23 protein-coding genes are annotated in these 26047 nt (G+C 68.9%); 11 read left to right on the top strand and 12 right to left on the bottom strand.

Going from position 1 to position 26047, the window contains the following annotated elements:
* Positions 1-79 precede the first annotated feature (79 nt).
* Positions 80-1003, top strand: a complete 924-nt coding sequence (locus tag ACFLIM_RS16070; RefSeq protein WP_393165976.1) for an aldo/keto reductase — start codon at positions 80-82, stop codon at positions 1001-1003.
* Between the two features lie 78 nt (positions 1004-1081).
* On the opposite strand, the gene ACFLIM_RS16065 is transcribed toward ACFLIM_RS16070, so the two are convergent.
* The gene (locus ACFLIM_RS16065) at positions 1082-1771 is read right to left on the bottom strand and encodes a TetR family transcriptional regulator (RefSeq protein WP_393165974.1); all 690 of its coding nucleotides are present in this window, start codon (positions 1769-1771) and stop codon (positions 1082-1084) included.
* A gap of 83 nt (positions 1772-1854) precedes the next feature.
* Between ACFLIM_RS16065 and ACFLIM_RS16060 the strand changes: the two genes are divergently transcribed.
* Positions 1855-3150, top strand: coding sequence for a GH1 family beta-glucosidase (locus ACFLIM_RS16060; protein ID WP_393165972.1), 1296 nt, complete (start codon positions 1855-1857; stop codon positions 3148-3150).
* Here ACFLIM_RS16060 and ACFLIM_RS16055 read toward each other — a convergent pair.
* Positions 3132-4028 (bottom strand): coiled-coil domain-containing protein, encoded by an 897-nt coding sequence (locus ACFLIM_RS16055; RefSeq protein ID WP_393165970.1) that lies wholly within the window; start codon positions 4026-4028, stop codon positions 3132-3134. The two genes, ACFLIM_RS16060 and ACFLIM_RS16055, sit on opposite strands and share 19 nt — an antisense overlap.
* 203 nt (positions 4029-4231) lie before the next feature.
* On the opposite strand from ACFLIM_RS16055, the gene ACFLIM_RS16050 reads away from it, so the two are divergent.
* Both ACFLIM_RS16050 and ACFLIM_RS16045 read left to right on the top strand, forming a co-directional pair.
* The gene (locus ACFLIM_RS16050; protein ID WP_393165968.1) at positions 4232-7258 is read left to right on the top strand and encodes a M14 family metallopeptidase; all 3027 of its coding nucleotides are present in this window, start codon (positions 4232-4234) and stop codon (positions 7256-7258) included.
* Between the two features lie 123 nt (positions 7259-7381).
* Entirely contained in the window at positions 7382-8815 is a 1434-nt protein-coding gene (locus ACFLIM_RS16045) for an aldehyde dehydrogenase (RefSeq protein ID WP_393165966.1), read from the top strand.
* A 424-nt stretch (positions 8816-9239) separates the two neighbouring features.
* Here the strand turns inward: ACFLIM_RS16045 and ACFLIM_RS16040 are convergent, their stop codons facing one another.
* The 3 genes from ACFLIM_RS16040 to ACFLIM_RS16030 all read right to left on the bottom strand — a co-directional run bounded on the left by ACFLIM_RS16040 (position 9240) and on the right by ACFLIM_RS16030 (position 12487).
* Complete coding sequence (locus ACFLIM_RS16040) at positions 9240-9992, bottom strand: alpha/beta hydrolase (RefSeq protein WP_393165964.1); 753 nt, start codon at positions 9990-9992, stop codon at positions 9240-9242.
* 10 nt (positions 9993-10002) lie between these two features.
* Positions 10003-11460, bottom strand: a complete 1458-nt coding sequence (locus tag ACFLIM_RS16035) for an ATP-binding protein (protein ID WP_393165962.1) — start codon at positions 11458-11460, stop codon at positions 10003-10005.
* A gap of 286 nt (positions 11461-11746) precedes the next feature.
* Positions 11747-12487: an AMP-binding protein gene (locus ACFLIM_RS16030; RefSeq protein WP_393165960.1), complete on the bottom strand. Its 741-nt coding sequence runs from the start codon at positions 12485-12487 to the stop codon at positions 11747-11749.
* Positions 12488-12704: 217 nt separating this feature from the next.
* Between ACFLIM_RS16030 and typA the strand changes: the two genes are divergently transcribed.
* Entirely contained in the window at positions 12705-14555 is a 1851-nt protein-coding gene (gene typA / locus ACFLIM_RS16025; RefSeq protein ID WP_393165958.1) for a translational GTPase TypA, read from the top strand.
* 62 nt (positions 14556-14617) lie between these two features.
* Here the strand turns inward: typA and ACFLIM_RS16020 are convergent, their stop codons facing one another.
* From ACFLIM_RS16020 to ACFLIM_RS16005, 4 genes are all read right to left on the bottom strand, one after another.
* Entirely contained in the window at positions 14618-15268 is a 651-nt protein-coding gene (locus ACFLIM_RS16020) for a DUF2461 domain-containing protein (RefSeq protein ID WP_393165956.1), read from the bottom strand.
* Positions 15269-15311: 43 nt separating this feature from the next.
* Positions 15312-16103 carry a polysaccharide deacetylase family protein gene (locus ACFLIM_RS16015; RefSeq protein WP_393165954.1) on the bottom strand — a complete coding sequence of 264 codons (792 nt, stop codon included), beginning with the start codon at positions 16101-16103 and terminating at the stop codon, positions 15312-15314.
* A gap of 30 nt (positions 16104-16133) precedes the next feature.
* Positions 16134-16439, bottom strand: a complete 306-nt coding sequence (locus ACFLIM_RS16010) for a hypothetical protein (protein ID WP_393165952.1) — start codon at positions 16437-16439, stop codon at positions 16134-16136.
* A gap of 119 nt (positions 16440-16558) precedes the next feature.
* On the bottom strand, positions 16559-17134 hold the full coding sequence (locus tag ACFLIM_RS16005) for a helix-turn-helix domain-containing protein (protein WP_393165951.1): 576 nt from the start codon (positions 17132-17134) through the stop codon (positions 16559-16561).
* Positions 17135-17211: 77 nt separating this feature from the next.
* Here ACFLIM_RS16005 and ACFLIM_RS16000 point away from each other — a divergent pair, with 77 nt between their 5' ends.
* Positions 17212-18048, top strand: a complete 837-nt coding sequence (locus ACFLIM_RS16000; protein WP_393165949.1) for an EamA family transporter — start codon at positions 17212-17214, stop codon at positions 18046-18048.
* Positions 18049-18103: 55 nt separating this feature from the next.
* Positions 18104-19027, top strand: coding sequence for an anti-sigma factor RsbA family regulatory protein (locus ACFLIM_RS15995; protein ID WP_393165947.1), 924 nt, complete (start codon positions 18104-18106; stop codon positions 19025-19027).
* Here ACFLIM_RS15995 and ACFLIM_RS15990 read toward each other — a convergent pair.
* A complete protein-coding gene (locus ACFLIM_RS15990) occupies positions 19024-19608 on the bottom strand; it encodes a sigma-70 family RNA polymerase sigma factor (RefSeq protein WP_393165945.1) in 585 nt (194 codons plus the stop codon). The two genes, ACFLIM_RS15995 and ACFLIM_RS15990, sit on opposite strands and share 4 nt — an antisense overlap.
* 247 nt (positions 19609-19855) lie before the next feature.
* On the opposite strand from ACFLIM_RS15990, the gene ACFLIM_RS15985 reads away from it, so the two are divergent.
* Positions 19856-20929 carry a PLP-dependent cysteine synthase family protein gene (locus ACFLIM_RS15985; protein ID WP_393165943.1) on the top strand — a complete coding sequence of 358 codons (1074 nt, stop codon included), beginning with the start codon at positions 19856-19858 and terminating at the stop codon, positions 20927-20929.
* Here the strand turns inward: ACFLIM_RS15985 and ACFLIM_RS15980 are convergent.
* Positions 20926-21888 carry an ABC transporter substrate-binding protein gene (locus tag ACFLIM_RS15980; RefSeq protein ID WP_393165941.1) on the bottom strand — a complete coding sequence of 321 codons (963 nt, stop codon included), beginning with the start codon at positions 21886-21888 and terminating at the stop codon, positions 20926-20928. The two genes, ACFLIM_RS15985 and ACFLIM_RS15980, sit on opposite strands and share 4 nt — an antisense overlap.
* A gap of 107 nt (positions 21889-21995) precedes the next feature.
* Between ACFLIM_RS15980 and ACFLIM_RS15975 the strand changes: the two genes are divergently transcribed.
* From ACFLIM_RS15975 to ACFLIM_RS15965, 3 genes are read left to right on the top strand one after another with little or no spacing between them, the layout of a single operon-like run.
* A complete protein-coding gene (locus ACFLIM_RS15975; RefSeq protein ID WP_393165939.1) occupies positions 21996-23030 on the top strand; it encodes a FecCD family ABC transporter permease in 1035 nt (344 codons plus the stop codon).
* Entirely contained in the window at positions 23030-24073 is a 1044-nt protein-coding gene (locus ACFLIM_RS15970; protein ID WP_393165937.1) for a FecCD family ABC transporter permease, read from the top strand. Before ACFLIM_RS15975 ends, ACFLIM_RS15970 begins: the two co-directional genes overlap by 1 nt.
* Positions 24070-24852, top strand: a complete 783-nt coding sequence (locus ACFLIM_RS15965) for an ABC transporter ATP-binding protein (protein WP_393165935.1) — start codon at positions 24070-24072, stop codon at positions 24850-24852. Before ACFLIM_RS15970 ends, ACFLIM_RS15965 begins: the two co-directional genes overlap by 4 nt.
* A gap of 16 nt (positions 24853-24868) precedes the next feature.
* Here ACFLIM_RS15965 and ftsY read toward each other — a convergent pair whose 3' ends face one another.
* Complete coding sequence (gene ftsY, locus ACFLIM_RS15960) at positions 24869-26035, bottom strand: signal recognition particle-docking protein FtsY (protein ID WP_393165932.1); 1167 nt, start codon at positions 26033-26035, stop codon at positions 24869-24871.
* Positions 26036-26047 lie beyond the last annotated feature (12 nt).

The raw sequence follows: 26047 nt of genomic DNA, 5'->3' as shown, positions 1-26047 counted from the left end.
AGTTAATTTTCCCACCTGGAGTGCACTCCAGGTCAACGGGCTTGACATGGAGTGCGCTCCAGCTCTCAAAGTCGGGCCCATGAACATCGCACTCGGCACGATCCCGTTCGGCACGACCGTAGACCTGCGGGACACCTTCGCCATCCTGGACCGGTTCCACGAGGCCGGCGGCACCATGCTCGACACGGCCAACAACTACCCGTTCTGGGTGGAGGGCCGGACGGGCGACGAGAGCGAGCTGGCCATCGGCGCGTGGCTGGCCGCCCGCGGCAACCGGGACGAGGTCTTCATCAGTACGAAGGCCGGCGCCCGGCCCACCGTGCCCGGCGACACCACCCTGGACTCGGCGGAGGGCCTGTCCGCGCCCGCCGTCGCCAAGGCGGCGGAGGGCAGCCTCCGGAGATTGGGGACGGACTACATCGATGTGTATTGGTCGCACATCGAAGACCGTTCCGTCCCGTTGGAGGAGACTCTGGGGGCGTTCGACGAGCTCGCCCGGCAGGGCAGGATCCGCAGCGCGGGGGCGAGCAACATAGCGGCCTGGCGCCTCGAACGGGCCAGGAACGTCTCTGCCGCCCACAACTGGATGCCCTACACCTATCTCCAACTGCGCCACACGTACCTGCGGCCGCGGCCGCTGGCCAGGCTCGCGGAGTCGGGGCACCGGCTCGTCTCGGACGAGATCCTCGACTACCTGGCCGCCGAGCCGGATCTGACGCTGTGGGCGTACAACACGCTCATGTTCGGCGCCTACACGCGTGCTGACCGGCCGATCTCCGAGATCTACGACCATCCGGGCACGACCCGCCGCCTCGCCGTGCTGCACGAGGTGGCGAAGGAGCTGGGCGCCACCCCGAACCAGGTCGTGCTGGCCTGGCTGATGGGCGACGGCATCGTACCCATCGTGGGCGTGTCCACGTTGGTGCAGCTCGAAGAGGCCATCGGCGCCGCGGACCTCAAGCTGGACGCCGAACTGCGCGCCCGCATGGACGCGGCCTCCTGAACGGCGGTGGAGGCGGCCTGCTGGCCCTGCTCGCCCGCCGCCTGGATGCGCGAGACCGACTCCCCTCACAGGGCCTGCTCAAGCTGGGTATGGGCGGCCTGTGGCTGGTGGAGGACATCCTGCCGCCGGCTCAGGAAGGTGATCGGCGAGGTAGAGGCGGACCAGTCGCTTGCATTCGGCGATCAGCACCTGGTCACCACAAGGATCGACCCGGAAGGCCAGCTTGAGCACCGCGTCCGTGGCCTCGACCGCCACCAGCAGCGCGCAGTCGAGCTCCCGCCCTCCGGGGGCGTCCAGGAGGTCGAGCGTGACGGAGCGCAGCCGGTCGGCCACCACGGAGTTGTTGTCCTGCGTCCCGTCGAGCGCGCGCTTGGTGCCCTCGACGGGAGGCCCGCCGGGCATGGTGAGCACCTCGCCGAAGTCCATCACCGCGAACCCGGGCGTGGTGCGCTTCATGTCGACGAACTCGTCGATGGCCAGATCGACCAGATCCGTCCAGTGCCCGAGGTCGGCCACGGCGATGCGCTCGGTGACCCGCCGCAGGAACGCCTCCAGGTTGCGCCGCGCCAGCGCCCGCACCAACCCCTGCTTGTCGTGGAAGAACTGGTAGAACGTGCCGATCGGCACCTCGGCCCGGCGCGCGACCTCCTTCGTGGTCAGCGCCTCGTAACCGACCTCGTCGAGCAGGAGCGCGCACTCGTCGAGCATCCGCTCCACCCGCTCCACGCTGCGGCGCTGGGCGGGGCGACGGCGCAAGGTACTCGTCATGTCCCCATCCTGGCCTATTACCAGCAGGTAAATCCTGGCACTTTTAACATGAGTCAGACTCGCATAGCAGCAGGGAGCCCGGGATGTTCCTATGGGGTACGGCCACGGCCGCGTACCAGATCGAGGGGGCCGTCCGGGAGGACGGCAGGGGTGTCTCCATCTGGGACACGTTCGCGCACGAGCCGGGGCGCACGAGAGACGGGCACACCGGGGACGTGGCGTGCGACCACTACCACCGGTGGCGCGAGGACGTCGCGCTCATGTCGGGCCTCGGCGTGAACGCCTACCGCTTCTCGATCTCCTGGCCGCGGATCCAGCCCCACGGAGTAGTCAACACCAAGGGCCTCGACTTCTACGAAAGACTGGTGGACGCCCTGCTGGAGGCGGGCATCCAGCCGGTGCCGACCCTGTTCCACTGGGACCTCCCGCAGCCGCTGCAGGACCGCGGCGGGTGGATGAATCGCGAAATTTCCGAAATCTTCGCCGAGTACGCCGCCACAGTCGCCGACCGCCTGGCCGACCGCGTCCCCCTGTGGATCACCCTGAACGAGCCGTTCGTCCACATGGCCTACGGCTACGCCCTGGGCCTGCACGCCCCCGGCCAGGCCCTCCTGACGGACGCCCTCCCAGCCGCCCACCACCAGTTGCTGGCCCATGGAATGGCCGTACAGGCCCTGAGGGCGGCGGGCGCCCGCCAGGTGGCGCTCACCAACAACTGCACCCCGGTCTGGCCCGCCTCCCAGCGGGAGCCCGACCTGAAGGCGGCAGCGGCGTACGACACCCTCCACAACCGCCTGTTCAACGACCCCGTACTTCTAGGCAAATATCCGGATCTATCCCTCTACACCCCCACCCTGGACTTCCTCCAGGACGGCGACCTGGACACCATCTCGACGCCCTTGGACGCCCTGGGCATCAACTACTACAACCCCACCCGCATAGCGGCGCCGGCAACGGAAGGACTCCCCTTCACGGACGCGGGCATCACCGGCTACCCCACCACGGCCTTCGGCTGGCCGGTCGTCCCCGACGGCCTGCGCGAGCTCCTGACGGGCCTCAAGACCAGGTACGGCACCGCGCTCCCGCCCATCCTCATCACGGAGAACGGCTGCTCGACCGGCGACACGACCACGATCGAGGACCAGGCCCGCATCGCCTTCCTGGAGGGCCATATCCAGGCGATGCGAGCGGCCATGGCGGAGGGCGTGGACGTGCGCGGCTACTTCGTCTGGTCCCTGCTGGACAACTTCGAGTGGGCCGAGGGCTACCACCAGCGCTTCGGCCTCGTACACGTGGACTTCGAGACCCAGCGCCGCACTCCGAGGGCGTCGTACGCGTGGCTGCGGGAGTTCCTGGAGCGTCAGAACACCGACACGTGAACGTGGTCGTAGTGGTTGGCCGTCACCCCGCCGCGATCCGACATGGGATCCCAGCCGCCCCCGGAGCGGATGTCGTAGTAACGCTGCTTCCAGATGATGTACATCACGCCGATCCGAGGCCCGTTCTTGATGAGCCACTCGGCCAGCGCGTCACCGCGGTCGGCGTCGGCCCCTGAGGCCATGGTGCCGCCGCTGGACATCATGAAGTCGCAGGCCCGGCCCTTGCCGTGCTCTCCGGGGTCGCCCGGGCGCAGGCAGCCCACCCCGTACTTCATGGGGAAGTTCTGCATGATCTCGGCGCGTACCGAGATCATCCGCGGCGTCAGCCCCTCGGCGCCCCCGGGCTGCTGAAAGCCGTATTTGGCGAGCAGGCGCTCCATCTCGCGCCGCTTGCTCTGCAAGGTCTTGATCTCCTTGCGCATCTTCTCGATCTTCTCGTTGGCGTTGACCTTCGCCTCTTTGGACTTCTCGATCAGCTTCTTGATGTTCTCGACCCGCTGCGTGCGCTCGTCGGCCATGTAGGTCATGTTGGCGGCCTGGCCCAGCATCATGTACGGGTCGACGTTGGGCGTGAGGAGCTGCAGGTTGTCGAGGGGGCCGACCATGTAGGCGGTCTGCGCGATGCGCCCCACCTCGGCCTGCGCGGCCTTCAGCTGGGCCTGCAGGTTGCCCGAGGTGTCGGTGGCCTTCTTGGCCTGGAACCTGATCTCCTCCAGGCTCTGGATCTGGCCGCGGTAGAGATCGTTGAGCCGGGCCGCATCTTTGGTGAGTTTGCGCAGCTCAGCTGGGGTGGGATCGGCTGCGGCAGGTTGTGGCGCGGGGAGTCCGAGCAGCCCGGCGAGAACGGCGACAAGTACGGCGATCCGCCAGATTCTCACACCCGCCCCCTCCCGTCATAGACGGACCGAAACTATAGAAGATGATCTTGATTCTTGTCATCCAAACGACCGAACTGCCGCACCTTTGGCGAAGTTTCTAGCTATTCGTCCGAATTAAGGAAGGCCTAAAAGATTGGGTCTTGTCTAGATCGCTCCAACGGTTTGAGATGGCGATCGAACTTCGTCTCTGCGAAGGGGCAGACTTGTCTCGATCAATCACCCTCGCCGCCGCCGTCATCCTCGGCTTAGGCGCAACCCTCGTGGCCATGCCCGCGCGGGCGTCCGTAGACCCGTTACCGCCCAGCGACCGCATCGAGCTGTACCAGCTGGACAGCCCGCCGGGCACCGCGCAGACCCTCAGGGAGAAGGGCTTCGACGTCGTCCAGCACGACAACAAGGGCGACAAGGAGCACGTCGAGCTGACCGCCGCCCAGGTGGACCTCGACGCGCTGCGGAAGCTCGGCTACAAACCGGAGCCCGTGCGCAACCCGCAGGGCCAGACCCAGCTGGAGGCCGCCAGGACGCAGGCGGCCGGCGGCTACACCGTCTACAAGTCCTACTCCGAGCGCGGCGGCATCGCCGACCAGCTCAAGGCCATCGCGAACGCCAACAAGGACATCGTCAAGCTGCAGTCCATCGGCAAGTCGCTGAAGGGCCAGGACATCCTGGCCGTCAAGGTGAGCACCGGCGCCAAACTGCTGCCCGACGGCCTCAAGCCGTCGACCCTCTACTCCGCCACCCAACACGCCCGCGAGTGGATCTCGACCGAGGTCGACATGCGGCTGCTGAAGTACGTGGTCGCGAACAGGGCCAAGCTCAAGGACCTGCTCAACAAGACCGAGTTGTGGTTCGTGCCGGTGGCCAACCCCGACGGGTACGACTTCACCTTCACCGAGGGCAACCGCCTGTGGCGCAAGAACCTGCGCGACAACAACGGCGACGGCCAGATCACGAACGGTGACGGCGTCGACCCGAACCGGAACTTCCCCACGAACTTCCACTACGACGAGGAAGGCTCGTCGAGCATCCCCAGCAGCGAGACCTTCCGCGGCGCGGGCCCGGCCAGCGAGCCGGAGACCAAGGCCATGGTCGGCCTGCTCAAGCGCGTCGGCTTCGAGATGCAGCTGAACTACCACTCCTACGGCCCGCTGCTGCTCTACCCGATGGGCGTGCAGATCGCCACGGAGACCGCCGACAACCCGATCTACGAGGCGATCACCGGCGACGACGCCAACCCCGCCATCCCGGGCTTCGACCCGGACCTCGGCGCCGAGCTCTACACCACGAACGGCGACACCAACGACCAGGCGCACTTCCAGTACGGCACGCTGTCGTGGACGCCGGAGCTCAACGAGGGCTGCGACGGTTGCGGCTTCGTCTTCCCCGACGACGAGGCGCTGGTGCAGGCGGAGTTCGAGAAGGGCCTGCCATTCGCGCTCGACGTGGCCAAGTCCGCGGTCAACCCCGTCGAGCCGGTGAACCACCTGGGCAACACGACCCCCGACTTCGAGATCGACCCGTTCGAGGTCAGCTACGGCAGGGACCAGGTCGTCCAGGTCAACGCCAAGCGCAAGGTCGGCCCGGTCTTCCTGAACTACCAGGTCAACGGCGGCCGTACCAAGACCGCGCTGACCGGCGAGTGGAAGGGCGGCGAGCGCTACGGCGAGGGCTACAACCGCTACTACCACCGGCTGCGCGGCAAGATCACCGGCACCAAGCCGGGTGACAAGGTCAAGGTCTGGTTCAGCTCGATCGGCAAGAAGAGCGCCGACTTCACCTACACCGTCGCCACCGACATCGGCGGCCAGGTGCTGGTCCTGGCCGCCGAGGACGTCACGGGGCTCAGCCCGGCGCAGGGCGTGACCGAGGCCAAGTACGCCGACGAGTACGCCGCCGCGCTCCAGACGGCCGGCTACACCTCGGACGTGTACGACATGGACAAGATGGGCCGCAAGGCCCCGCACCCGCTCGGCGTGCTCAGCCACTACAAGGCGGTGGTCTGGGAGACCGGCGACGACATCATCCCGAGATCGACCGGCCAGGTGGGAGGCACCACGTCCAAGGCCGGCGTGGACACCGAGCTGGCGGTCCGCGACTACCTGAACGAGGGCGGCAAGCTGCTGCACGCCGGCAAGTACCCGTCGTACGCGGCCAACAACAACGGCGCCTACTACTACCAGCCGAACCAGCCGGCGCAGCCCGAGTGCACCGTGCCCGACGACCCGCCGTGCATCCCGGTGTTCAACGACTTCCAGCAGTACTGGCTCGGCGCGTACGTCTACTTCGACGACGCCGGCACCGACCACGACACCGGCCAGCCGTTCGGCCTGCAGGGCGCGGGCGGCAAGTTCGAGGGCTTCAACGGCACGCTGGAGCCGGGCCACACCAACTCGTTCGTTGCGGCCTCCGCCATCCTGCCCGCGCAGCAGTTCCCGCTGTTCGCGAGCAACGCCCAGGTCAAGTGGGTACGCCCGGGCGGCCCCTTCGACCCGCACACCGGCTCCTGGGACGTCTACAGCGGCATCGCCGACGTCTCCTGGAAGCGGCTGACCAAGACCATCGACCTGACCGGGAAGGCCGCCGGCGACCTGTCGTTCTGGACCTCGTTCGACACCGAGTCGGAATGGGACTTCCTGACCGTGGAGGCCCGCACCGCCGGCGGCGACGACTGGACGACGCTGCCCGACGCCAACGGCCACACCACGCAGGCCACCGGCAGCAGCTGCGACCCGCCGAGCGGCGGCGAGGGCTGGCGTTCCATCCACCCGTTCACCGAGCGCTACCAGGGCCCGAACTGCGAGTCCACCGGCACCTCGGGCGCGTGGAACGCGGCCTCCGGCAACTCGGCCGGCTGGCAGCAGTGGAAGATCGACCTGACCCCGTACGCGGGCAAGCAGGTTGAGCTGTCCATCTCCTACATCAGCGACTGGGGCACCCAGGGCGCGGGCGTCTTCCTGGACGACTTCGCGGTCACGCTGGACGGCGCGGCGGCCGAGCAGACCTCGTTCGAGTCCGACCTGAGCGGCTGGACCGTCGGGGCGGCTCCCGAGGGCTCCTCCCCATCGATCAACAACTGGTTCCGCACCGACCAGCGCTTCGAGGAAGGCGGCGGCATCGTCACCAAGGACACCGTCTACCTGGGCTTCGGCGTGGAGAGCATAACGGATCAGGCCGCACGTGCCGACCTGGTCAAGCGGTCCATGCAACACCTGCTGAGCGACCCCCGCTAGTTCCAAAGAGGGGTGCGGCGCGCGGCGCCGCACCCCTCTTGCGTGTCCGGACAGAACATGGTTCGGTCACCTTGAGGCATTCCGCTAGCAAGCAAGCATTCGGTCAAGCAGGAGGCTCACGACATGCGCCAGCACGACACGCTGTTCATCGGGGGCGAATGGGTGGCCCCAGCGGGCACCGGAACGATCGACGTCGTATCACCGCACACCGAGGAACTCGTCGGCCGGGTGCCCGACGGCACGGCCGCGGACATGGAACGCGCGGTCGCCGCCGCCCGCCAGGCGTTCGACCAGGGGCCGTGGCCGCGGATGACGTTCGCCGAGCGGGCCGAGGTGATCGGCAGGCTGGCCGGGATCTACAACGAGCGGCAGGGCGAGATGGCCCAGCTCATCACGGAGGAGATGGGCTCGCCGATCACGTTCTCCAATCTGGCGCAGGCGCCGCAGCCGCTCGGCATGCTGCAGTACTACGCCGAGCTGGGCAGGTCGTTCGTCCAGGAGGAGGAGCGGCCGGGGCTGTTCGGGCCGGTCACCGTGCGCAGGGAGCCCGTGGGTGTGGTGGCCGCCGTGGTGCCGTGGAACGTGCCGCAGTTCGTCACGATGACCAAGCTCGCGCCCGCGCTACTGGCCGGGTGCACGATCGTGCTCAAGCCCGCACCCGAGACGCCGCTGGACGCGTACCTGCTGGCCGAGTGGGCGGTCGAGGCCGGCGTGCCGGCGGGTGTGCTCAACATCGTGCCCGCGGGCCGCGAGGTCGGCGAGCACCTGATCTCGCACGCCGGCGTGGACAAGGTGGCCTTCACCGGCTCGACGGCGGCCGGCCGCCGCATCGGGGCCATCTGCGGCGAGCAGCTCAAGCGGGTCAGCCTGGAGCTGGGCGGCAAGTCCGCAGCGATCATCCTGGACGACGCCGACCTGGCCGCCAGCATGGGCTTCCTGTCCATGGCCGCCCTCATGAACAACGGCCAGGCGTGCGTGGCCCAGACCCGCATCCTGGCCTCGCAGAACCGCTACGACGAGGTGGTCGAGGCCGTCGCGGGCATGGTCGGCTCCCAGCCCGTCGGCGACCCCGCCGACCCGGCGACCGGCATCGGTCCCCTGGTGGCCAAGCGGCAGCAGGACCGGGTCGAGGGCTACATCAAGATCGGCATGGACGAGGGCGCCAAGGTGGTCGTGGGCGGCCTGGACCGGCCGTACGACCGGGGCTGGTACGTCTCGCCCACCGTCTTCGCCGGCGTCACCAACGACATGCGCATCGCCCGCGAGGAGATCTTCGGCCCGGTCCTGTCCGTGATCCCGTACACCGACGAGGCCGACGCGGTCCGCATCGCCAACGACAGCGACTACGGCCTGGCCGGCACGGTGTGGACGGCCGACACCGAGCGCGGCATGGACGTCGCCCGTCAGGTCCGCACCGGCACCTACGGCGTCAACTGCTTCATGCTGGAGACCAACGCGCCCTTCGGCGGCTACAAGGCCAGCGGCATCGGCCGCGAACTGGGCCCCGAGGGGCTGGCCGGCTACCTGGAGTACAAGTCCATCGCGCGTCTCGCCTAACCCCCCTCGGGGGGCTTCGCCCCCCAAGTGCCCCCAAAGTCAAACCCCAACCCCCGGGGCTTCGCCCCCAGAGTCCTCGGGGGGCTTCGCCCCCCAAGCGCCCCCCTCAAAAATCAAACCCCACCCCACGGGGCTTCGCCCCCAGAGTCCTCGGGGGGCTTCGCCCCCCTTGCGCCCCCCTCAAAAGTCAAACCCCAACCCCCGGGGCTTCGCCCCCAAGGGCAAGCCGCTAACGCGTAGGGCCCCGCGGTGCACCGCGGGGCCCTATGCGTGCAGGATGTGTGCACCCAGCGTGCCCCCGCAACGCTAGGTGCAGAACCCACTACTAGAAGTATGTCCCACGAACGCCGCATCGGCGGTTTTCTTCCCCTGGGACTTTCTCCCGATGGTTTCTTTCCATCCGCCCTAGGTAGACGTGTTTTACTCACGAAAAGTTCGCTGAGATCCATTTGCCGATTCTGCGAATGAGTTCGGGGGTCGCCGCGGACTCCGCATGGCCGTAACCCTCCTCGATCCAGAGCTCCTTGGGCTCCCGAGCGCCGGCGTAGAGCTGGTGCGCGTGATCAAGCGGGAAGAACGTGTCGGCGTCCCCGTGCACGACCAGCAACGGGGTCGGCGAGATGAGGGCGGCGGCCTCGTGCGGCGGCATCGGGATCGGGTCCCACTGCTCGCGGGTGATCCTCGTACGCTTGGCCATCCTGGCCGCCCACCGCCCGAACGGCCGCTCGATGGCCCAGTGCACCTGGCGCATCGGCTTGGTGCCCCGGTAGTACCAGCGGGCCGGGCCGCTCACCGCCGCCACCGCGTCCACCCCACCGCGCAACCCCGCATGCCGTACGGCCACCGCCGCCCCCATGGAGAACCCCACGACCGCGATCTTGCCGTAGCCGACCACGCGGGCATGCCTGACGGCGGCCTCCACGTCGAGGATCTCCACGTCGCCCACCGTGCTCTCGCCCCCGGAACGGCCGTGGCCGCGGAAGTCGAACGCGACCACGCCGCCGTACCCGCTGAGCACGTGCACGATGCGGCGCGCGGCACGCTCCCGCCACGACCCGGTGAAGCCGTGCGCCACCACGATCCCGATGTCGGTACGGCCGGAAGGGGTGTGCGCGGCATCGATGCGGACCCCGTCCTCGGTCCTGAGCATCACGGGGAAATTAGGCGCGAAAGGCATGGATATGAGCTTAAGTCCGCCCGGAATTCATCCCGTGCTCGGCCGCCCGGTCGCTCAGCCCACATCCTTGGCCCACAGCAGCGCCCCCCCGGCCCTCACCGAGCTTCGCCCGGGCGAGCGCGTCCTTGGCCGCCGCGATCAGGTCGGCGGGCACCTCGGACAGGTCGAGCGCGAGCAGCCGCTCGTGCCAGCCGACGCTCTCGCCCAGGTCGCCGCGGACCGCCAGGATGGCCAGGGCCGCGCGGGCCAGACGCAGCCCGAGCACCGGGTCACCCGACTCCACCGCCCAGTCGACCGCGATCCTGCAGTCGTCGAGCAGGCCGCGGCCCCTGGTGAAATGCGCGAACCGCTCGGGCCACGGCGTCCTGCGGCCCAGCGAGCCCCCTTCGTGGCAGTGCTCCATCTCCTCGCAGACCACCCGCAGGTGCCGGTTGCGCAGGAGCGCGGCCTCACCGGCCTCGGCCAGACGCTCGGCGGCGTACTGGCGGATGGTCTCCAGCAGGCGGTAGCGGCCGGCCGCGCGGTGGTGCAGCACCAGCGACTTGTCCACCAGGCCGGCGAGCAGGTCCGGCAGGACGGCCCGGCGCAGGATGCCGCCGTCCGCGCACACCCGTTCGGCCAGCCCGAGGTCGAACAGCCCGGCGAACACCGACAACCGGCGCAGCAGCACCCGCTCCTTGGGCTGGAGCAGTTCGTGGCTCCACTCGACGGTGGCCGGCAGCGTGCGCTGCCTGGCGGAGGCCGTACGGTCGCCGGTGGTGAGCAGCCCGAACCGGTTGCCGATGCGGTCGGCGATCCGGCCGGGACTCAGCAAGCTGGTGCGGGCCGCCGCCAGCTCCAGCGCCAGCGGCAGACCGTCGAGCGCGCGGCACAGGCGTACGATGTCGTCCATGCTCTCGGTCACCCCGCGGGCGCCGGCCGCGAGCGCCCGCTCGACGAAGAGCTGCACGGATTCGGCGTCGGGATGGTGGTCGTTGGGCAACTCCAGCGGCGGCACCCGCCAGATCAGCTCGCCCGGGATGTGCAGCGGCTCCCGGCTGGTGAGCAGGAACCGCAGCTCAGGGCACTCGGCGATGAGCCAGGCCACCAGCTCGGCGCACCGCCCGACCAGGTGCTCGCAGTTGTCCAGCACGACCAGCGTCCTGGCCGCGCGCAGGCGTACGCGGAGCCCGTCGAGCAGCCGCCCCGGGACCTCGTCGCGCACGCCGAGCACCTCGGCCATCTCGTTGACGATCAGCGCGGGGTTTCGGACCCGGGCCAGCTCGACCAGCCACACCCCGTCGGCGAACCGGGGCGCCGCCGTCGCCGCCACGCGCAACGACAGGCGGGTCTTGCCGATGCCGCCCACCCCGCTCAGCGTGATCACGCGTTCCTCGTGGACCAGCGCGCTCAACTCGGCCACGTCTCTCGCGCGTCCGACGAAAGGGTTGGGCTCGGCGGGCAGGTTGTGCGGGAGTTGCGCGGTCATGTGGGGCCCAAGTGTTCGCGGGAGGATCACATCCGTGCTCAGTCTCCACCGCTTCAGGAGTCGATGCGATCACTTTCCGTGCAGAGTTCGCGACTGCTTGGATATGAATGTAGGACGCTCAGGTCTGCGACGCTCATCACGATCCGTACGCGTGATTCGTCCGCCGCGTCCAGCGCCCGCGGGAGGTCGGAGATCATCACGCGGGCGTCGCTCTGCCGTGGGGGCTCCGGCATGTGTTCACCCTGCGTCGCGGAAGGATCACACTTTTCCCACAGTGTCGCACTTTTCACAGGCCAAGCGAGCTCACGACCGCCCTTTCGTCGACGACGCGCAGGATCGGATCGCCGAGCAGTCGTCTGGCCAGGTCGTACGGCGCGACGACCATGGTCGCCCGGCGCTCTTGAGCCAGCACGCGGCAGCCGACCAGGCTGGGCTCGTGGGCGACCACGACGTGGGCGCCGGACATCATGGCCAGATCGACCACCCGCAGCCCCCTGAACGGCTCACTGACCGCGTTGATCACCACGTCGTCCTTGCCGACCACCAGCCGCGTGGCCAGCCTGCGCAGGTCGGTGGCCAGCTCGTCGTGGTCGAACATGCGCTCGCCGTCGAGCGTGATCGCGGGACCCGCCAGCGGGCCGAACTCGACGGCGCGTTCGTTGAGCAGCTCGCTGAACGGCCTGGCGCCCGGCGCCGGCTGGAAGGAGTAGACCTGCTCAACCTTCGCCGCGGAGTCGTAGTCCCGCTGAGTGATCATCATGCGGGCCGAGCCGGAGGGCCTGAGCACCGCGACCCCGCCCGCCCAGGCGACGGAGTGGACCGCGACGGGCAGCGTCGCGCCGAGGGGGACGTTGACGAGCACGTGGTCGCCGTAGCGCAGGCCCTCGCGCCGCAGCCCCGCCGCGGCGCGCGTGACACGTCTCATGAACTGCGCGTACGACAACACCTCGCCGGTCCTGACGTCGCTCACAGCCGGCTGGTCGCCCTTGATCGGTGCTGCGGCCATCACCAGCTCTGTCCAGGTCATGCCGCCAATCTATGGACCCGAGCCATGATTGCCATGCGCACAATTGTGCAACCGACTATGTAGGTAATCCGAGACGACCCCGCACGGTAACGACGACGACGCCCGCGCGTACGCTCGCCGCCATCTTGTCCCGCTCTTGCCATCAGAGGGGATCAACTAGACTTATAAGGTCGCGACTTCGCGCGGCCGCCCCCACGACACAGAGCGAGACGTCATCATGCCTTTGAACAGCCGCGACGACCTGCGGAACATCGCGATCATCGCGCACGTCGACCATGGCAAGACCACGCTGGTCGACGCCATGCTCTGGCAGTCCGGGGCCTTTCGTGCGAACCAGGACGTCGATGACCGTGTCATGGACTCCAACGACCTGGAGCGCGAGAAGGGCATCACCATTCTCGCGAAGAACACCGCGGTCAAGCACGGCGGCATGACACTCAACATCATCGACACCCCCGGCCACGCCGACTTCGGCGGCGAGGTCGAGCGCGGCCTGTCGATGGTCGACGGCGTCGTGCTGCTGGTGGACGCCTCCGAGGGGCCGCTGCCGCAGACCCGCTTCGTGCTGCGCAAGGCGTTCGCCGCGAAAATGCCGGTCATCCTGTGCATCAACAAGGTCGACCGCCCCGACGCCCGCATCAAGGAGGTCGTGGACGAGGTCTACGAGTTGTTCATGGACCTCGACGCCACCGAGGAGCAGATCGACTTCCCGATCGTGTACGCCTCGGCCAAGGCCGGGCGGGCCTCGATGAACCGTCCCGAGGACGGCGGCATGCCGGACTCCGAGGACCTCGAGCCGCTGTTCGACATCATCAAGTCGACCATCCCCGCGCCCACCTTCGACCCGAACGCGCCGCTCCAGGCGCACGTCACCAACCTCGACGCCTCCTCCTACCTGGGCCGCATCGCGCTGTGCCGGATTCACCAGGGCGTCATCCGCAAGGGCCAGCAGGTGGCCTGGTGCCGCACCGACGGCACGGTCCAGCGCGTCAAGATCACCGAGCTGCTCATGACCGAGGCCCTGGAGCGCAAGGCGGCCGAGGAGGCGGGCCCCGGTGACATCATCGCCATCGCCGGCATTCCCGAGATCATGATCGGCGAGACGCTGGCCGATCCCGACGACCCACGCCCGCTGCCGCTGATCACGGTGGACGAGCCGGCCATCTCCATGACCATCGGCACCAACACCTCGCCCCTGGTCGGCAAGGTCAAGGGCTCGAAGGTCACCGCCCGCATGGTCAAGGACCGGCTGGAAAAGGAGCTGGTCGGCAACGTGTCGCTGCGCGTGCTGCCCACCGACCGGCCCGACGCCTGGGAGGTGCAGGGCCGCGGCGAGCTGGCGCTGGCCATCCTGGTCGAGCAGATGCGCCGGGAGGGCTACGAGCTGACCGTCGGCAAGCCTCAGGTGGTCACCAAGACCATCGACGGCAAGGTGCACGAGCCCGTCGAGCGCCTCACAGTCGACTGCCCGGAGGAATACCTCGGCTCGGTCACCCAGCTCCTGGCCGTGCGCAAGGGCCGCATGGAGCACATGACCAACCACGGCACCGGCTGGATCCGGATGGAGTTCGTGGTCCCGGCGCGGGGGCTGATCGGGTTCCGTACGGAGTTCCTCACCGAGACCCGCGGCACCGGCCTGGTGCACCACGTGTTCGACTCCTACGAGCCGTGGTTCGGCGAGCTGCGCACCCGCAACAACGGCTCGCTGGTGGCCGACAGGTCCGGCCCGGTGACCCCGTTCGCGATGCTCAACCTGCAGGAGCGCGGCACCCTGTTCGTCCCGCCGACGACCGAGGTCTACGAAGGCATGATCGTTGGCGAGAACTCCAGGTCCGACGACATGGACGTGAACATCACCAAGGAGAAGAAGCTCACCAACATGCGCTCCTCCACCAGTGAGGAGACGGAAAAGGTGATCCCGCCGCGCAGCCTGTCGCTGGAGCAGGCGCTGGAGTTCATCCGCGAGGACGAGTGCGTGGAGATCACTCCGGGCGCGATCCGCATTCGCAAGGTGGTGCTCGACGCCGCGATCCGCGGCCGGGCCGCGGCCCGCGCCAAGCGCGCCTGATTCGTTCATCGACGAACGCCGCGTATGACGCCCCGCCGACCCGGCGTCGGTGGGCGGGTGCGTCAGCGGCGTGGGAGTTCGCTGCCCCTGACGTGTGCGCAGAGCCAGTCGAGCAGTGGGCCGAAGGCGCGCCACGAGGACTGCACCCGCTCCCGGACCTCCGCTGTGTGCACCCACGGCTCGGGCTCGAAGCGGACCCCCGCGTAGAGCGACTTGTGTCGCAGCAGGTCGATGCGTGGATGGTCCTCCGTGAACCCGCGCGGTTTGGTCTTCAGTCGCTCGCCCTGCAGCGCGTAGCCGGAAGCCACCAGCGCGTCCGTGATCGACGACAGGGGCTTGCCCGTGAGGTCCTCGTCCACGGCCGCGCGATAGCGCGCCACCTGGTCGGAGGCCTGCGTGTAGACCCCGCCCGCCGCGAACAGCCCCGCCGCGCTGACCTCCACATAGAGCCCGATCCCAGGCAGCAGGTCGACGAAGGCACCCTGATGCACTTTGTATGGCGACTTGTCCTTGGCGAAGCGCACGTCACGATAGGGCCGGAAGAGCTGGGCCGACCCGAACTCCGCGGCCAGCTCGTCGGTGAGCGCGAGCATGGGCGCCCGCACGGCGTCCTCGTAAAGATGCTTGTGCCAGGCGAAGTAGGTCTTCGAATTGTCCGCCTCGAGTCCCTCGTAGTAGAGGAACGCCTCGTCGGGGAAGCCGGTGAAACCCATGCCGACAAGGGTGCCATGCGGCACCGACAACCCGGGCAGCCGGTCATCGTTCGGTGTACCTCCGGCCGGGCGCGGGCGTCTTGCCGTACAGCTCCGAGACTGTGACGAACGTGTACCCCTTCTTTGCGAGCGCGTCGAGCATGGCCGGCACGGCGTCCACGGTGCTGCCGTGGATGTCGTGCAAAAGGATGATCGATCCGGGTTTGGCCTGACCGGCCCGCTTGGCCACGATCGAGGCCACCCGGTCGCGCCAGTCGAGGGTGTCGACGTTCCACAGGATCTGGGCGAGGCCCTCGCGGCGCGTCTCCGCCGCGACGTCGTCGTCCGTCGCCCCGTACGGCGGCCGCATCACCCGCATCCGAACCCCGGTCAGCCGCTGCACGATGTTCTCGGTGTACTTGAGCTGACGTTTGAGCTCCTGCTGCGACAGCCCGGTCAGCGAAGGATGGCTCCAGGAATGGTTGCCGAGCTCGTGGCCGTCGTCCGCGATCCGGCGTACGGTGCGCCCGCCCTTGTCCGCGGCCACCATCTGCCCGACGACGAAGAACGTGGCCCTGACGTCACGCCTGCGCAGTATGTCGAGCAACTTGGCGGTGTACCGGCCGGGACCGTCGTCAAAGGTCAGGGCCACGCACTTGAGCCGGGCGCAGTCGAACTTACGGCTACGCGGCCACCCGGCCTGAATCGACGCCAGCTGCCTGGCCAGCGTCAGCGGATCGACGACGAAGATCCTGAAGGGTGCCACCGGCGACCTCGGCTGCTGGCGGCGCGGCACCGACTGGGTGACGCAACCCGCCAGGGTGAGCAGGGCCAGCGGCAAGGCCCAGATGCGCATATTTCCCCCCGAAACGCCGCATGCGGGGGCCTACGGATAGTCCTGGACCGGTCTCCCCCGCAGTTCCCTGGCCAGGTCGTCCCACCAGAGTGGGACATCCGCCTGAAGTTCCTTGTAGCGGCGCGCCACGCGCATGGCACATCCAACCGGATCCGTACCCAGATGCCGACGTTTCACCGGCCCTTCCTGCCAGCGGTAAAACCCGTCTCGGTACCGTACAACCAGGCCTATCCACACGGAGATGGTCGCGTCGTCGCCCACGTCGTACGCGCTGGTGACGCCCAGACCATGGAGCTCCACCTGGAGCTTCTCCGTCGCCGCTCGGGCCTCACTCACACGCCACCCCCTGCCGACGTTCCGCCGTACACAAGGGATGTACCCAACAACGGGCAACAGCCGTCCAAGACATGGAGTAATCATCAAACTCCACGGGGTGATCTGGAGGGTGTTCGGTGTTATTGGTCGTGCGTCTCGCGCGGCTCCGCGACGACCATCACGAACCTGAGCTCCTCCTTGCCCCGGTTCGCGTAGCGATGGGGCCGATCGCCGGTGAAGAGCACCGCGTCGTCCTGGCTGATCACGTGACTCTTGCCGTAGACCGTCAGGGTCAGCTCGCCGGCCAGCACGGTCAGCATCTCGCGGGTGCCCGCGGGGTGGGCGTCGCCGTCGTGGTGCTCGCCGGGCGCCATCCGCCAGTCCCACAACTCCAGGATCATCGGCATGTCCGCGCCGACGAGCAGCCGCGCCTGCACGTCCCCCTGGTGGAACGTGACCACGTCGGACTTGTCCACGATGCGCACCACGGGTACGTCGGCGACCTCCACCAGCCTGGCCACGGTCACGCCCAGGGCGGAGGCGATCCTGGTGAGCGTGGAGACGCTCGGGTTCGTCCGGCCCTGCTCCACCTGGACGAGCATGCCCCTGCTCACGCCCGACCTGGCGGCCAGCGCGTCCAGCGTCAGCCCGCGGTGCGAGCGCTGCGCGCGGACGTTGTTCGCGATGGCCTGGTTGATCAGGTCCGGATCTTCCATGGGTGCAGCTTAGTGAAACTCACTGCACCAATGTGTTGTACTAGACGTACATCCTGTTGCACCACACTGGAGGAAACGTGACAGTGATCCTGGCGACAGCATGCGCGGTGGTGTACGGCACGGCCGACTTCTTCGGCGGCCTGGCCACCCGCCGATCCCAGGTGTTATCGGTCGTCGTGTTGTCGCAGATCGCGGGCCTGGCGCTGATCCTCGGCCTGCTGCCGCTGCTGCCGGGCACGTTCAGCGGCCTCGCGCTGTCCTGGGGGCTGGCCGCGGGCCTGTCGGGCGCCGCCGGGCTGGTGCTGTTCTACCGGGCGCTGGCCACGGGCGTCATGTCGGTGGTCGCCCCGACGACCGCGGTGACCTCGGCGACGCTGCCCGTGGTGTTCGGGCTGGCGACGGGCGAGCGGCCCGAGTTCTGGGCGCTGGTGGGCGTGGTGCTGGCGCTGGGCTCCGTGCTGCTGGTCAGCCAGGACAAGTCCGCCGGGCGCGGCTCGCTCGCGTCCGTGCTGACCGCGCTGGCCGCCGGGGCCGGGTTCGGCGGCTTCTTCATCATGCTCGCCATGGCCCCGGACGAGGCGGGCCTGTGGCCGCTGGTCGGCGCCAGGCTTTCGTCGGTGTCCATGGTGGCCCTGCTGGCCGTGGTCACGCGGCGCGCGCTCAGGCCGGGCGCGGGCTCGCTGCACATCATCGTGGCGGCCGGCGTGCTCGACATGGCGGCGAACGTGCTCTACCTGCTGGCCCAGCAGGACGGGCTGCTCAGCCTGGTCGCCGTGCTGGTCTCGCTCTACCCCGCGAGCACCCTGCTGCTGGCCAGACAGGTGCTGGGGGAGCGGCTGCGGGCCATCCAGGTGGCCGGTGTGGCCTGCGCGCTCGGGGCGGTGGCGTTGATAGCCGTTGCGCAGCCCCTCTAGCGCTTGCTACGTTTCGCCCGTGCGCCCTGACCGGGCACGTTCCGATGGTGAGTCGTTGAGGCACATCGCGGTGCCATACGACTCGGATGCCGCGTTTCTGGCCGTGGCCGTGCCGCGCGTGCGAGCCGCCCTGGACGAGGGCAGGCGGGTGCTCGTGATCACGTGCGCGACCAAGCTCGCCCTGCTCGCCGACGCCCTCGGGGACGACGCCGGGCGCATCGACAGCCGCGTCTCCACCGCCTGGTACGCGCACCCGTACCGGACTCTGGCCGCCTACCACGAGTACACGCGCGGCCGGCGTACCCTCGTCATCAACGAGCCCAGCTGGGAGGGCAGGAGCGAGCGCGAGGTCAGGGAGCTCATCCGCTACGAGTCCGTGCTCAACGCCGCGCTCAGCGCGGCGGCGACGGTCATGTTGTGCCTGTACCACGTCCGCAAGGTCCCCGAGACCGTGCTCGACTTCGGCCCGGTGAACCATCCCCTGCTGCTCGGCGCGGACGGCGAGGCGGCCAGCAGCCGGTTCGTCCGGCCGCAGGACCTGGTGCTGAACGGCGACCGCGCCCCCCTGCCCGAGCCGGGCGCCGGCGCCGAGACCATCCGCTTCACCGCCCGCGAGCTGAAGCGGCTGCGCCAGAGCGTCGGCGACTACGCCAGGGCGGCCGGCATGGACCGCAACCTCATCACGTCGCTGGTGCTCAGCGCCTCGGAGATCGCCGCGAACAGCGTGGAGCACGGCGCCGGATACGGCACGATCACGATGTGGGTGAACGGCGGGGATCTCGTCTGCGAGATCGCCGACCCGGGCGGCGCCCTGGACGACCCCTTACCCGGCTACATACCACCTGAGCCCGAGTCCCCTCGGGGATACGGGCTCTGGATCAGTCGTCAGCTCTGCGATCTCGTGGAGCTGCGTGCGGAAGGCGGCGTGTTACGCGTCCGCCTTCATCTCAACATGGGGCATCTCGATATGGGGTCCTAGGCGGCGCGCTGGGCGGGGAGGCGTACGGTGCCCTCTTCGCGGGCGTACTCCTCCAGCATGCCGCGCAGCTGGCGGCGGCCACGGTGCAACCGGGACATGACCGTGCCGATGGGGGTGCCCATGCGCTCGGCGATCTCCTTGTACGCGAACCCCTCGACGTCGGCCAGGTAGACGGCCACGCGGAAGTCCTCGGGGAGGGACCGCAGGGCGTTCATCACGACGTTGTCGGGCAGCCGATCGAGCGCCTCGGTCTCGGCCGAGCGCAGCCCTGTCGAGCTGTGCGACTCCGCGGCGTGCAACTGCCAGTCCTCGACGTCCTCCGCCGCGGACAGCTTGGGCGAGCGCTGCTTCTTGCGGTAGTCGTTGATGAAGTTGTTGGTGAGGATCCGGTGCAGCCACGCCTTGAGGTTGGTGCCCTCGCGGAACTGGTGGTAAGACGTGTACGCCTTCGCCACGGTCTCCTGCACCAGGTCCTCCGCGTCGGCGGCGTTACGGGTGAGGCGCATGGCGGAAGCGAACAGCTGCGACGTCACGGGCACGACATCGCGCTCGAACCAGTCCTGACGCTGCTCATCGGTCATAGTGATCAATTCATTCCCCCTTGCGCTATCCCCCGTTTCGGCACAAAGCCGCCTGACGGCGGTTCCATCATCGCAAGTCCCAGGTAAGGGACGCGTTAGGGTTTCCGCCTTGGCCAGAAGGGAGTTCCGTCCATCTGCTCGCGGCGTGCGTGGTCACGTCCACGGCCGGACAAGTCTCGGTATCATAACACTACTCACCCAATTTCGCAGTAATAGTGGCGAGAGTCACATGAGATAGCGTATGTGCATGAGTTTCGTGGACCGTCACGACACGGGGATCCGCCGCTGGGTGGCGGAGGCGATCCGTAAGGTCGAAGCCGACGCCAACCGTAGTTGTGACACACATCTGCACGTCTTTCCGCTGCCCTCGCACTGGGGTGTAAACCTCTACCTGAAAGACGAGTCGGTGCACCCAACCGGTTCACTGAAACACCGACTTGCCCGGTCTCTATTCCTTTACGGTCTGGCCAACGGCTGGATCGGCCCCACCACGACGATCGTGGAGGCGTCGAGCGGATCCACCGCCGTCAGCGAGGCGTATTTCGCCCGCCTGCTGGGCCTGCCGTTCATCGCCGTGATGCCGGCGTCCACCTCGCCGGAGAAGTGCCATCTCATCGAGTTTTACGGTGGGAAATGTCACCTCGTGACCGATCCCGGCGCGATCTATGAGGAATCTCACCGCCTGGCCACCGAGACCGGCGGCCACTTCATGGACCAGTTCACCTACGCGGAACGGGCGACGGACTGGCGAGGCAACAACAACATCGCCGAATCCATCTTCTCCCAGCTCTCCCTTGAACCCTACCCGGAACCGTCCTGGATCGTCGTCGGCGCCGGAACCGGCGGCACATCGTCCACCATCGGCCGCTACATCCGCTACCGCCGCCACCCCACCCGCCTGGCCGTCGTGGACCCGGAGGGCTCGGCCTTCTACCCGAGCTGGGTCTCGGGCGACACCTCGCTCACCGCCCCGGGCTCCCGCATCGAGGGCATCGGCCGCCCCCGCGTGGAGCCCTCGTTCCTGCCGTCCGTCATCGACCGCATGATCGCCGTGCCGGACGCCCGCTCGATCGCCGCCATGCACTGGACCCGTGAGGTCACGGGCCTGAACGTGGGCGGCTCGACTGGTACGAACATGGCGGCCTGCGTGGACCTGATCAACGAGATGCGCGAGTCCGGGGACACGGGCAGCATCGTCACCTTGATCTGCGACAGCGGCGACCGGTACAAGGGCACGTACGGCAACCCGGGCTGGCTCGCCGACCAGCACCTGGACATCGAGCCCCACCTGGCGGAATTCCGCGCGTTCCTCGCCGGCTAGGCCTTGGCCGGGTCCACGGCGAAGAGCTTGGCCACGTCGTCCAGGATCGCCTGCGCCCCCTGGATGCCCACCGCACTCATCCACGTCAGGTCGCTCACCTCGTGCTTCTCCCCCTTGAGCTTGCCCCAGAGCGGGTTGTTCACGAACTTCTCCTTCGGCCCATCCGACGAAGGATCCGGATATGTCGCGACGAAGATGTGGTCGGCGTCCAGGTCCGCGATGCGTTCCTGGCTCACGTCCACCGCAATGGCCTTCGGGTCGGCCGGCTGGCCCTCGGGGCGCGGGAAACCGACGTCCTTCAGCACCACGCCCGAATACGAGTTCTCCACGTACAGCCGCGTCGTAGGCTCACCGGCGAAGCGCACGATCGAGATCGTCGGCAGTTCGCCGTCCTTCTCCTTGATCGCCGCGCCGATCTTGCCCGCCCGCTCCTCGAACTCCTTGATCCTGGTGTCGGCGAGTTGCTCCTTGCCCAGGGCCTGGCCCATGAGCCGGAGGTTCGCCTTCCAGATGGCCCCCGTGGTCTCGCTGAAGACGGTCGGCGCGATCTTCGACAGCTTGTCGTACAGGGCCTCGTGGCGGACCTTGGCCGAGACGATCAGATCGGGTTTGAGCGCGATGATCTTCTCCAGGCTCGGCTGTTCCAGGGTGCCGACCGGGGTGGCCTCCTTGCCGTACTGCTCGGCGACCGTCCCGAGGTAGCCGGGCAGCGTGGTGTCGATCGACCGGTACGTCGTGTACCCCACCACCGGCGTCTCCAGCGTGAGCACCGCGTCGACGAAGCTCTGGTCGAGCGCCACCACCCGCTTCGGCTGGGACGGGATCCTCGTCTCGCCCATGGCGTGCTTGACGGTCCTGAACGGGGCGCTCGCCGAGGGCGCGGCCGCGGGTTCCGCCGAACCGCAGGCGGCCAGCCCCGCCACGAGAAGAGCGCCGACCAGCACACGCAACGATCTCATCAGATCCCTTTCGAAGAGGCCAAGAAGTAAGGCAACCCTAAATTAGGTTAGCCCTGCCTAAGCTGGCATACTTCACCGGGATCGGGCAAATGTTGAGGAGGACGTGGGTGAGCGCAACCGCCATGGCACCGCGTCTCCACGGCATCCGTCACCGCAGGCTCACGGTCCTGTTCGCGCTGCTCGCCGCCGTACTGGTCGCGGTCGTGCTGAGCGTCACGATCGGCTCCAAGTCCGTGCCGCTGCCCGACGCCTGGCACGCGCTCACCGCCCCCACCGGCACCGAGAACGACATCGTCATCCGCTCGCTCCGCATCCCCAGGACCGTCCTGGGAGTCCTCGCCGGGATCGCGCTCGGCGTGGCGGGCGCGCTCATGCAGGGCCACACCCGCAACCCGCTCGCCGACCCGGGGCTGCTCGGCGTCACGCAGGGGGCGGCGTTCGCGATGGTGGCCTCGATCATCCTGTTCGGCGTCTCCAGCCTGCTCGTCTACATCTGGTTCGGCCTGGCGGGCGCGCTGGTCGCGAGCGTGGGGGTGTTCGCGCTCGGCATGGTGGGCGGCAGGGGCGGGCCGACCCCGGTCACGCTGGCGCTGGCGGGGACGGCAGTGAGTGCCTTCCTGTACGCGCTCACCTCGGCCATCGTGCTGCTGGACCAGCAGGCGATGGACGTGTTCCGGTTCTGGCAGGCGGGCTCGATCGCGGCCAGGGGCGCCGACGTGGTGTGGCAGGTGCTGCCGTTCATCGTGGTGGGGTTGTTCCTCGCGATGCTCAACGCGACCGGCCTGAACGCCCTCTCGCTGGGCGAGGACGTGGCCCGCAGCCTCGGCCAGAACATCGCCATGACCCGCGCCGTCGGCATCGCCGCCGTCACCCTGCTGTCGGGCGCGTCGGTCGCCGCCTGCGGCTCGCTGGCGTTCATCGGGCTGATCGTGCCGCATCTGGTCCGCCCGCTGTCGGGCACCGATCACCGGTGGCTGCTGCCGTACTCGGGGCTGATCGGCGCGGCGCTGCTGCTGCTCGCCGACGTGATCGGCCGCGTGGTGGCCCCGCCGGGAGAGCTGGAGGTCGGCGTGGTGCTCGCCCTGATGGGCGCCCCGTTCTTCGTCGCCCTGGTCCGCCGCAGGAAGCCCGTGCGCCTGTGATGACCACTCTCCCCCTGCGCGTCGGCGGACTGTCCTGGCAGGTACGCCTGCGCGGCGTCGCCGTCACCCTGACGGGCCTCGTGCTCCTCGTCCTGCTCATGGCACTCGACATGCGCATCGGCGACCTGCACATGACGCTGGCCGAGGTGGTGGCGGGCACGTTCGACGTCAACAGCCCCGCCCACTTCGTCATCATGGAGCTGCGTCTGCCACGCGCCCTCACCGGCGCCCTGGTCGGGGCCGCGCTCGCGCTGTCCGGCGCGATCATCCAGTCCATCGCGCGCAATCCCCTGGCCAGCCCCGAGATCCTCGGCGTCACCACCGGCGCCTCCGTCACGGTCGTGGCCGGCGTGGTGGCCAGCGGCAGCGTGTACGGCGGCACCAGCGGCCTGCTGTCCGCCCTCGGCATCCCCGCGTTGGCCCTGCTCGGCGGCCTGATCGGCGCGGCCATCGTGTACGGCCTGGCGTGGCGGCGCGGCCTGGACGGCTACCGCCTGGTGCTCGTCGGCATCGGCGTGGCCGCCGTGTTCACCAACGTCAAGTTCTGGCTGCTGACCATCGGCGACGTGAACGACACCAGCCGCGCCATGGTCTGGATCAGCGGCTCGCTGAACGGCCGTGGCTGGGAGCACGTGACGCCCACGGCGCTGGCCCTGGCCGTACTGGTCCCGCTGACCCTGCTCGGCACCCGCTCCCTCGACGCCCTGCGCTTCGGCGACGACACGGTCACCGCGCTCGGCGTCCGCATGAACCTGGCCCGCGCCCTGATGATCCTGGCCGCCGTGCTGCTGGCCGCCGTGGCCACCGCCGCCGCGGGCCCGATCGCGTTCGTGGCGCTCGCCTCGCCCCAGATCGCCCTCAGACTGGCCCGCTCGGGCCAGCCGCCGCTGCTGTGCTCGGCGGTCATCGGCGGCCTGCTCACCACCGCCGCCGACCTGATCGCCAGGACCGCGTTCTCCCCGCTCGAACTGCCCGTCGGCATCGTCACCGCCGTGCTGGGCGCCCCGTACCTGATCCACCTGATCTGGAGGTCACGCAAATGAGGCTGCAGGCCGCCGCCGTCAAGCTCGGGTACGGGGACCGCACCGTCGTCGACGGCCTGGATCTCGGCATCGAGGCGGGCACCGTGACCACCATCATCGGCCCGAACGGCTGCGGCAAGTCCACGCTCCTGCGCGCGCTCGGCCGCCTGCTCAAGCCCCAGGGCGGTGAGGTGCTGCTCGACGGCAAGCGCATCGACAAGATCCCCACCCGCGAGGTGGCCAAGATCCTCGGCGTGCTCCCCCAGGCGCCCATCGCCCCCGAGGGACTGACCGTGGCCGACCTGGTGGCCAGGGGCCGGCATCCGCACCAGACGTGGTACCGGCAGTGGTCATCGGACGACGAGGGCGCGGTCGCGGCGGCGCTGGCCATGACGGGCCTGGCCGACCTGGCGGAACGACCGCTGGAGGAGCTGTCGGGCGGGCAACGGCAGCGGGCGTGGATCTCCATGGCCCTGGCCCAGGGCACGGACCTGCTGCTGCTCGACGAGCCCACGACGTTCCTCGACCTGGCGCACCAGGTGGAGGTGCTGGAGCTCGTACGGCACCTGCACCAGGAGGCGGGCCGTACGGTCGTCATGGTCCTGCACGACCTCAACCTGGCCGCCCGCTACGCCGACCGGCTGGTGGCCATGCGCGACGGGCAGGTGATCGCCTCGGGCACCCCGCACGAGGTGCTGACCGAGGAACTGCTGCGCGAGGTGTTCGCGCTGGACGCCAAGATCATCGAGGATCCGGTGGCGGGGACGCCCCTGGTGGTCCCGATCCGGCCGCGCACCTGACCTGCGGCCGGAAACGTCAGTCTCCCAGGATCGCGTCCACGAAGACCTCGGGATCGAACGGCGCCAGATCGTCGGGCCCCTCGCCCAGCCCCACGAGCTTGACCGGGACGCCCAGCTCCCGCTGCACCGAGATCACGATGCCGCCCTTGGCGGTGCCGTCGAGCTTGGTCAGCGCGATGCCCGTGATGTTCACCACCTCGGCGAACACCTGGGCCTGGCGCATGCCGTTCTGGCCCGTGGTGGCGTCGAGGACGAGCAGCACCTCGTCGACCGTGGCCTTCTTCTCGATGACCCGCTTGACCTTGCCCAGCTCGTCCATGAGCCCGGTCTTGGTGTGCAGGCGGCCGGCGGTGTCGACGATGACGGTGTCGACCTTCTCCTCGATGCCCCTGGCGGTGGCGTCGAACGCCACGGAGGCCGGGTCGCCGCCCTCGGGGCCGCGCACGACGTCGGCGCCGACCCGCTCGCCCCAGGTCTGGAGCTGGTCGGCGGCCGCCGCGCGGAACGTGTCGGCCGCCCCGAGCACGACCTTCTTGCCGTCGCCGACGAGCGAGCGGGCGAGCTTTCCGGTGGTGGTGGTCTTGCCGGTGCCGTTGACGCCTACGACGAGGACCACCGCGGGCCGCTCGCCGTGCTTCTGGACGTGCAGCGTGCGGTCGAGGTCGGGGTTGATCAGGGCGAGCAACTGGTCGCGCAGCAGCCCGCGCACCTCGTCGGGCGTGCGGCTGCCCAGCACCTTGACCTTGGTGCGCAGCTCCTCGACCATGACACGGGTCGGCCCGACGCCCACGTCGGCGGTGATCAGGCTCTCCTCGATCTCGTCCCACACGTCGTCGTCGAGCCGGTCGCGGGACAGCAGCTCCAGCAGCCCGCGCCCGAACGCGCTCTGCGACCGCGCCAGCCGCGACCGCAGCCGCACCATCCGGCCCGCGGACGGCGGCGGCACCTCGATCTCGGGCGCGACTACGACCGGCTCGGCCGGTTTCGCGGGCGGCGGCAGCGTGGTGACCGCGCCCTCGGCCTCCTCGCCCGCGGGCCGCTTCTCCTCGGGAAGCGTGGGCTCCTCTGGCGGCTTGACCGGCGGGGCCGCCTTGCGACCCGGCCTGAAGAGCAGGAAGAGACCGCCGGCCGCCAGCAGGGCGACGACGGCCACGATCACGATGACGCCGAGGTAACCATCCACAAGATGTCAGTT

This window comes from Nonomuraea marmarensis (genome assembly GCF_043197025.1).
Lineage (GTDB): Bacteria > Actinomycetota > Actinomycetes > Streptosporangiales > Streptosporangiaceae > Nonomuraea > Nonomuraea marmarensis.
The sequence above is the reverse complement of the archived record's forward strand: the minus strand, read 5'-3'. Positions and strand labels throughout refer to the sequence as shown.

Coding starts and splice junctions, on each gene's coding strand:
- ACFLIM_RS16070 (WP_393165976.1), top strand. CDS start 80: ATGAACATCGCACTCGGCACGATCCCGTTCGGCACGACCGTAGACCTG.
- ACFLIM_RS16065 (WP_393165974.1), bottom strand. CDS start 1,771: ATGACGAGTACCTTGCGCCGTCGCCCCGCCCAGCGCCGCAGCGTGGAG.
- ACFLIM_RS16060 (WP_393165972.1), top strand. CDS start 1,855: ATGTTCCTATGGGGTACGGCCACGGCCGCGTACCAGATCGAGGGGGCC.
- ACFLIM_RS16045 (WP_393165966.1), top strand. CDS start 7,382: ATGCGCCAGCACGACACGCTGTTCATCGGGGGCGAATGGGTGGCCCCA.
- ACFLIM_RS16040 (WP_393165964.1), bottom strand. CDS start 9,992: ATGCCTTTCGCGCCTAATTTCCCCGTGATGCTCAGGACCGAGGACGGG.
- ACFLIM_RS16035 (WP_393165962.1), bottom strand. CDS start 11,460: ATGACCGCGCAACTCCCGCACAACCTGCCCGCCGAGCCCAACCCTTTC.
- ACFLIM_RS16030 (WP_393165960.1), bottom strand. CDS start 12,487: ATGACCTGGACAGAGCTGGTGATGGCCGCAGCACCGATCAAGGGCGAC.
- typA (WP_393165958.1), top strand. CDS start 12,705: ATGCCTTTGAACAGCCGCGACGACCTGCGGAACATCGCGATCATCGCG.
- ACFLIM_RS16020 (WP_393165956.1), bottom strand. CDS start 15,268: ATGGGTTTCACCGGCTTCCCCGACGAGGCGTTCCTCTACTACGAGGGA.
- ACFLIM_RS16015 (WP_393165954.1), bottom strand. CDS start 16,103: ATGCGCATCTGGGCCTTGCCGCTGGCCCTGCTCACCCTGGCGGGTTGC.
- ACFLIM_RS16005 (WP_393165951.1), bottom strand. CDS start 17,134: ATGGAAGATCCGGACCTGATCAACCAGGCCATCGCGAACAACGTCCGC.
- ACFLIM_RS15990 (WP_393165945.1), bottom strand. CDS start 19,608: ATGACCGATGAGCAGCGTCAGGACTGGTTCGAGCGCGATGTCGTGCCC.
- ACFLIM_RS15985 (WP_393165943.1), top strand. CDS start 19,856: ATGAGTTTCGTGGACCGTCACGACACGGGGATCCGCCGCTGGGTGGCG.
- ACFLIM_RS15980 (WP_393165941.1), bottom strand. CDS start 21,888: ATGAGATCGTTGCGTGTGCTGGTCGGCGCTCTTCTCGTGGCGGGGCTG.
- ACFLIM_RS15970 (WP_393165937.1), top strand. CDS start 23,030: ATGACCACTCTCCCCCTGCGCGTCGGCGGACTGTCCTGGCAGGTACGC.
- ACFLIM_RS15965 (WP_393165935.1), top strand. CDS start 24,070: ATGAGGCTGCAGGCCGCCGCCGTCAAGCTCGGGTACGGGGACCGCACC.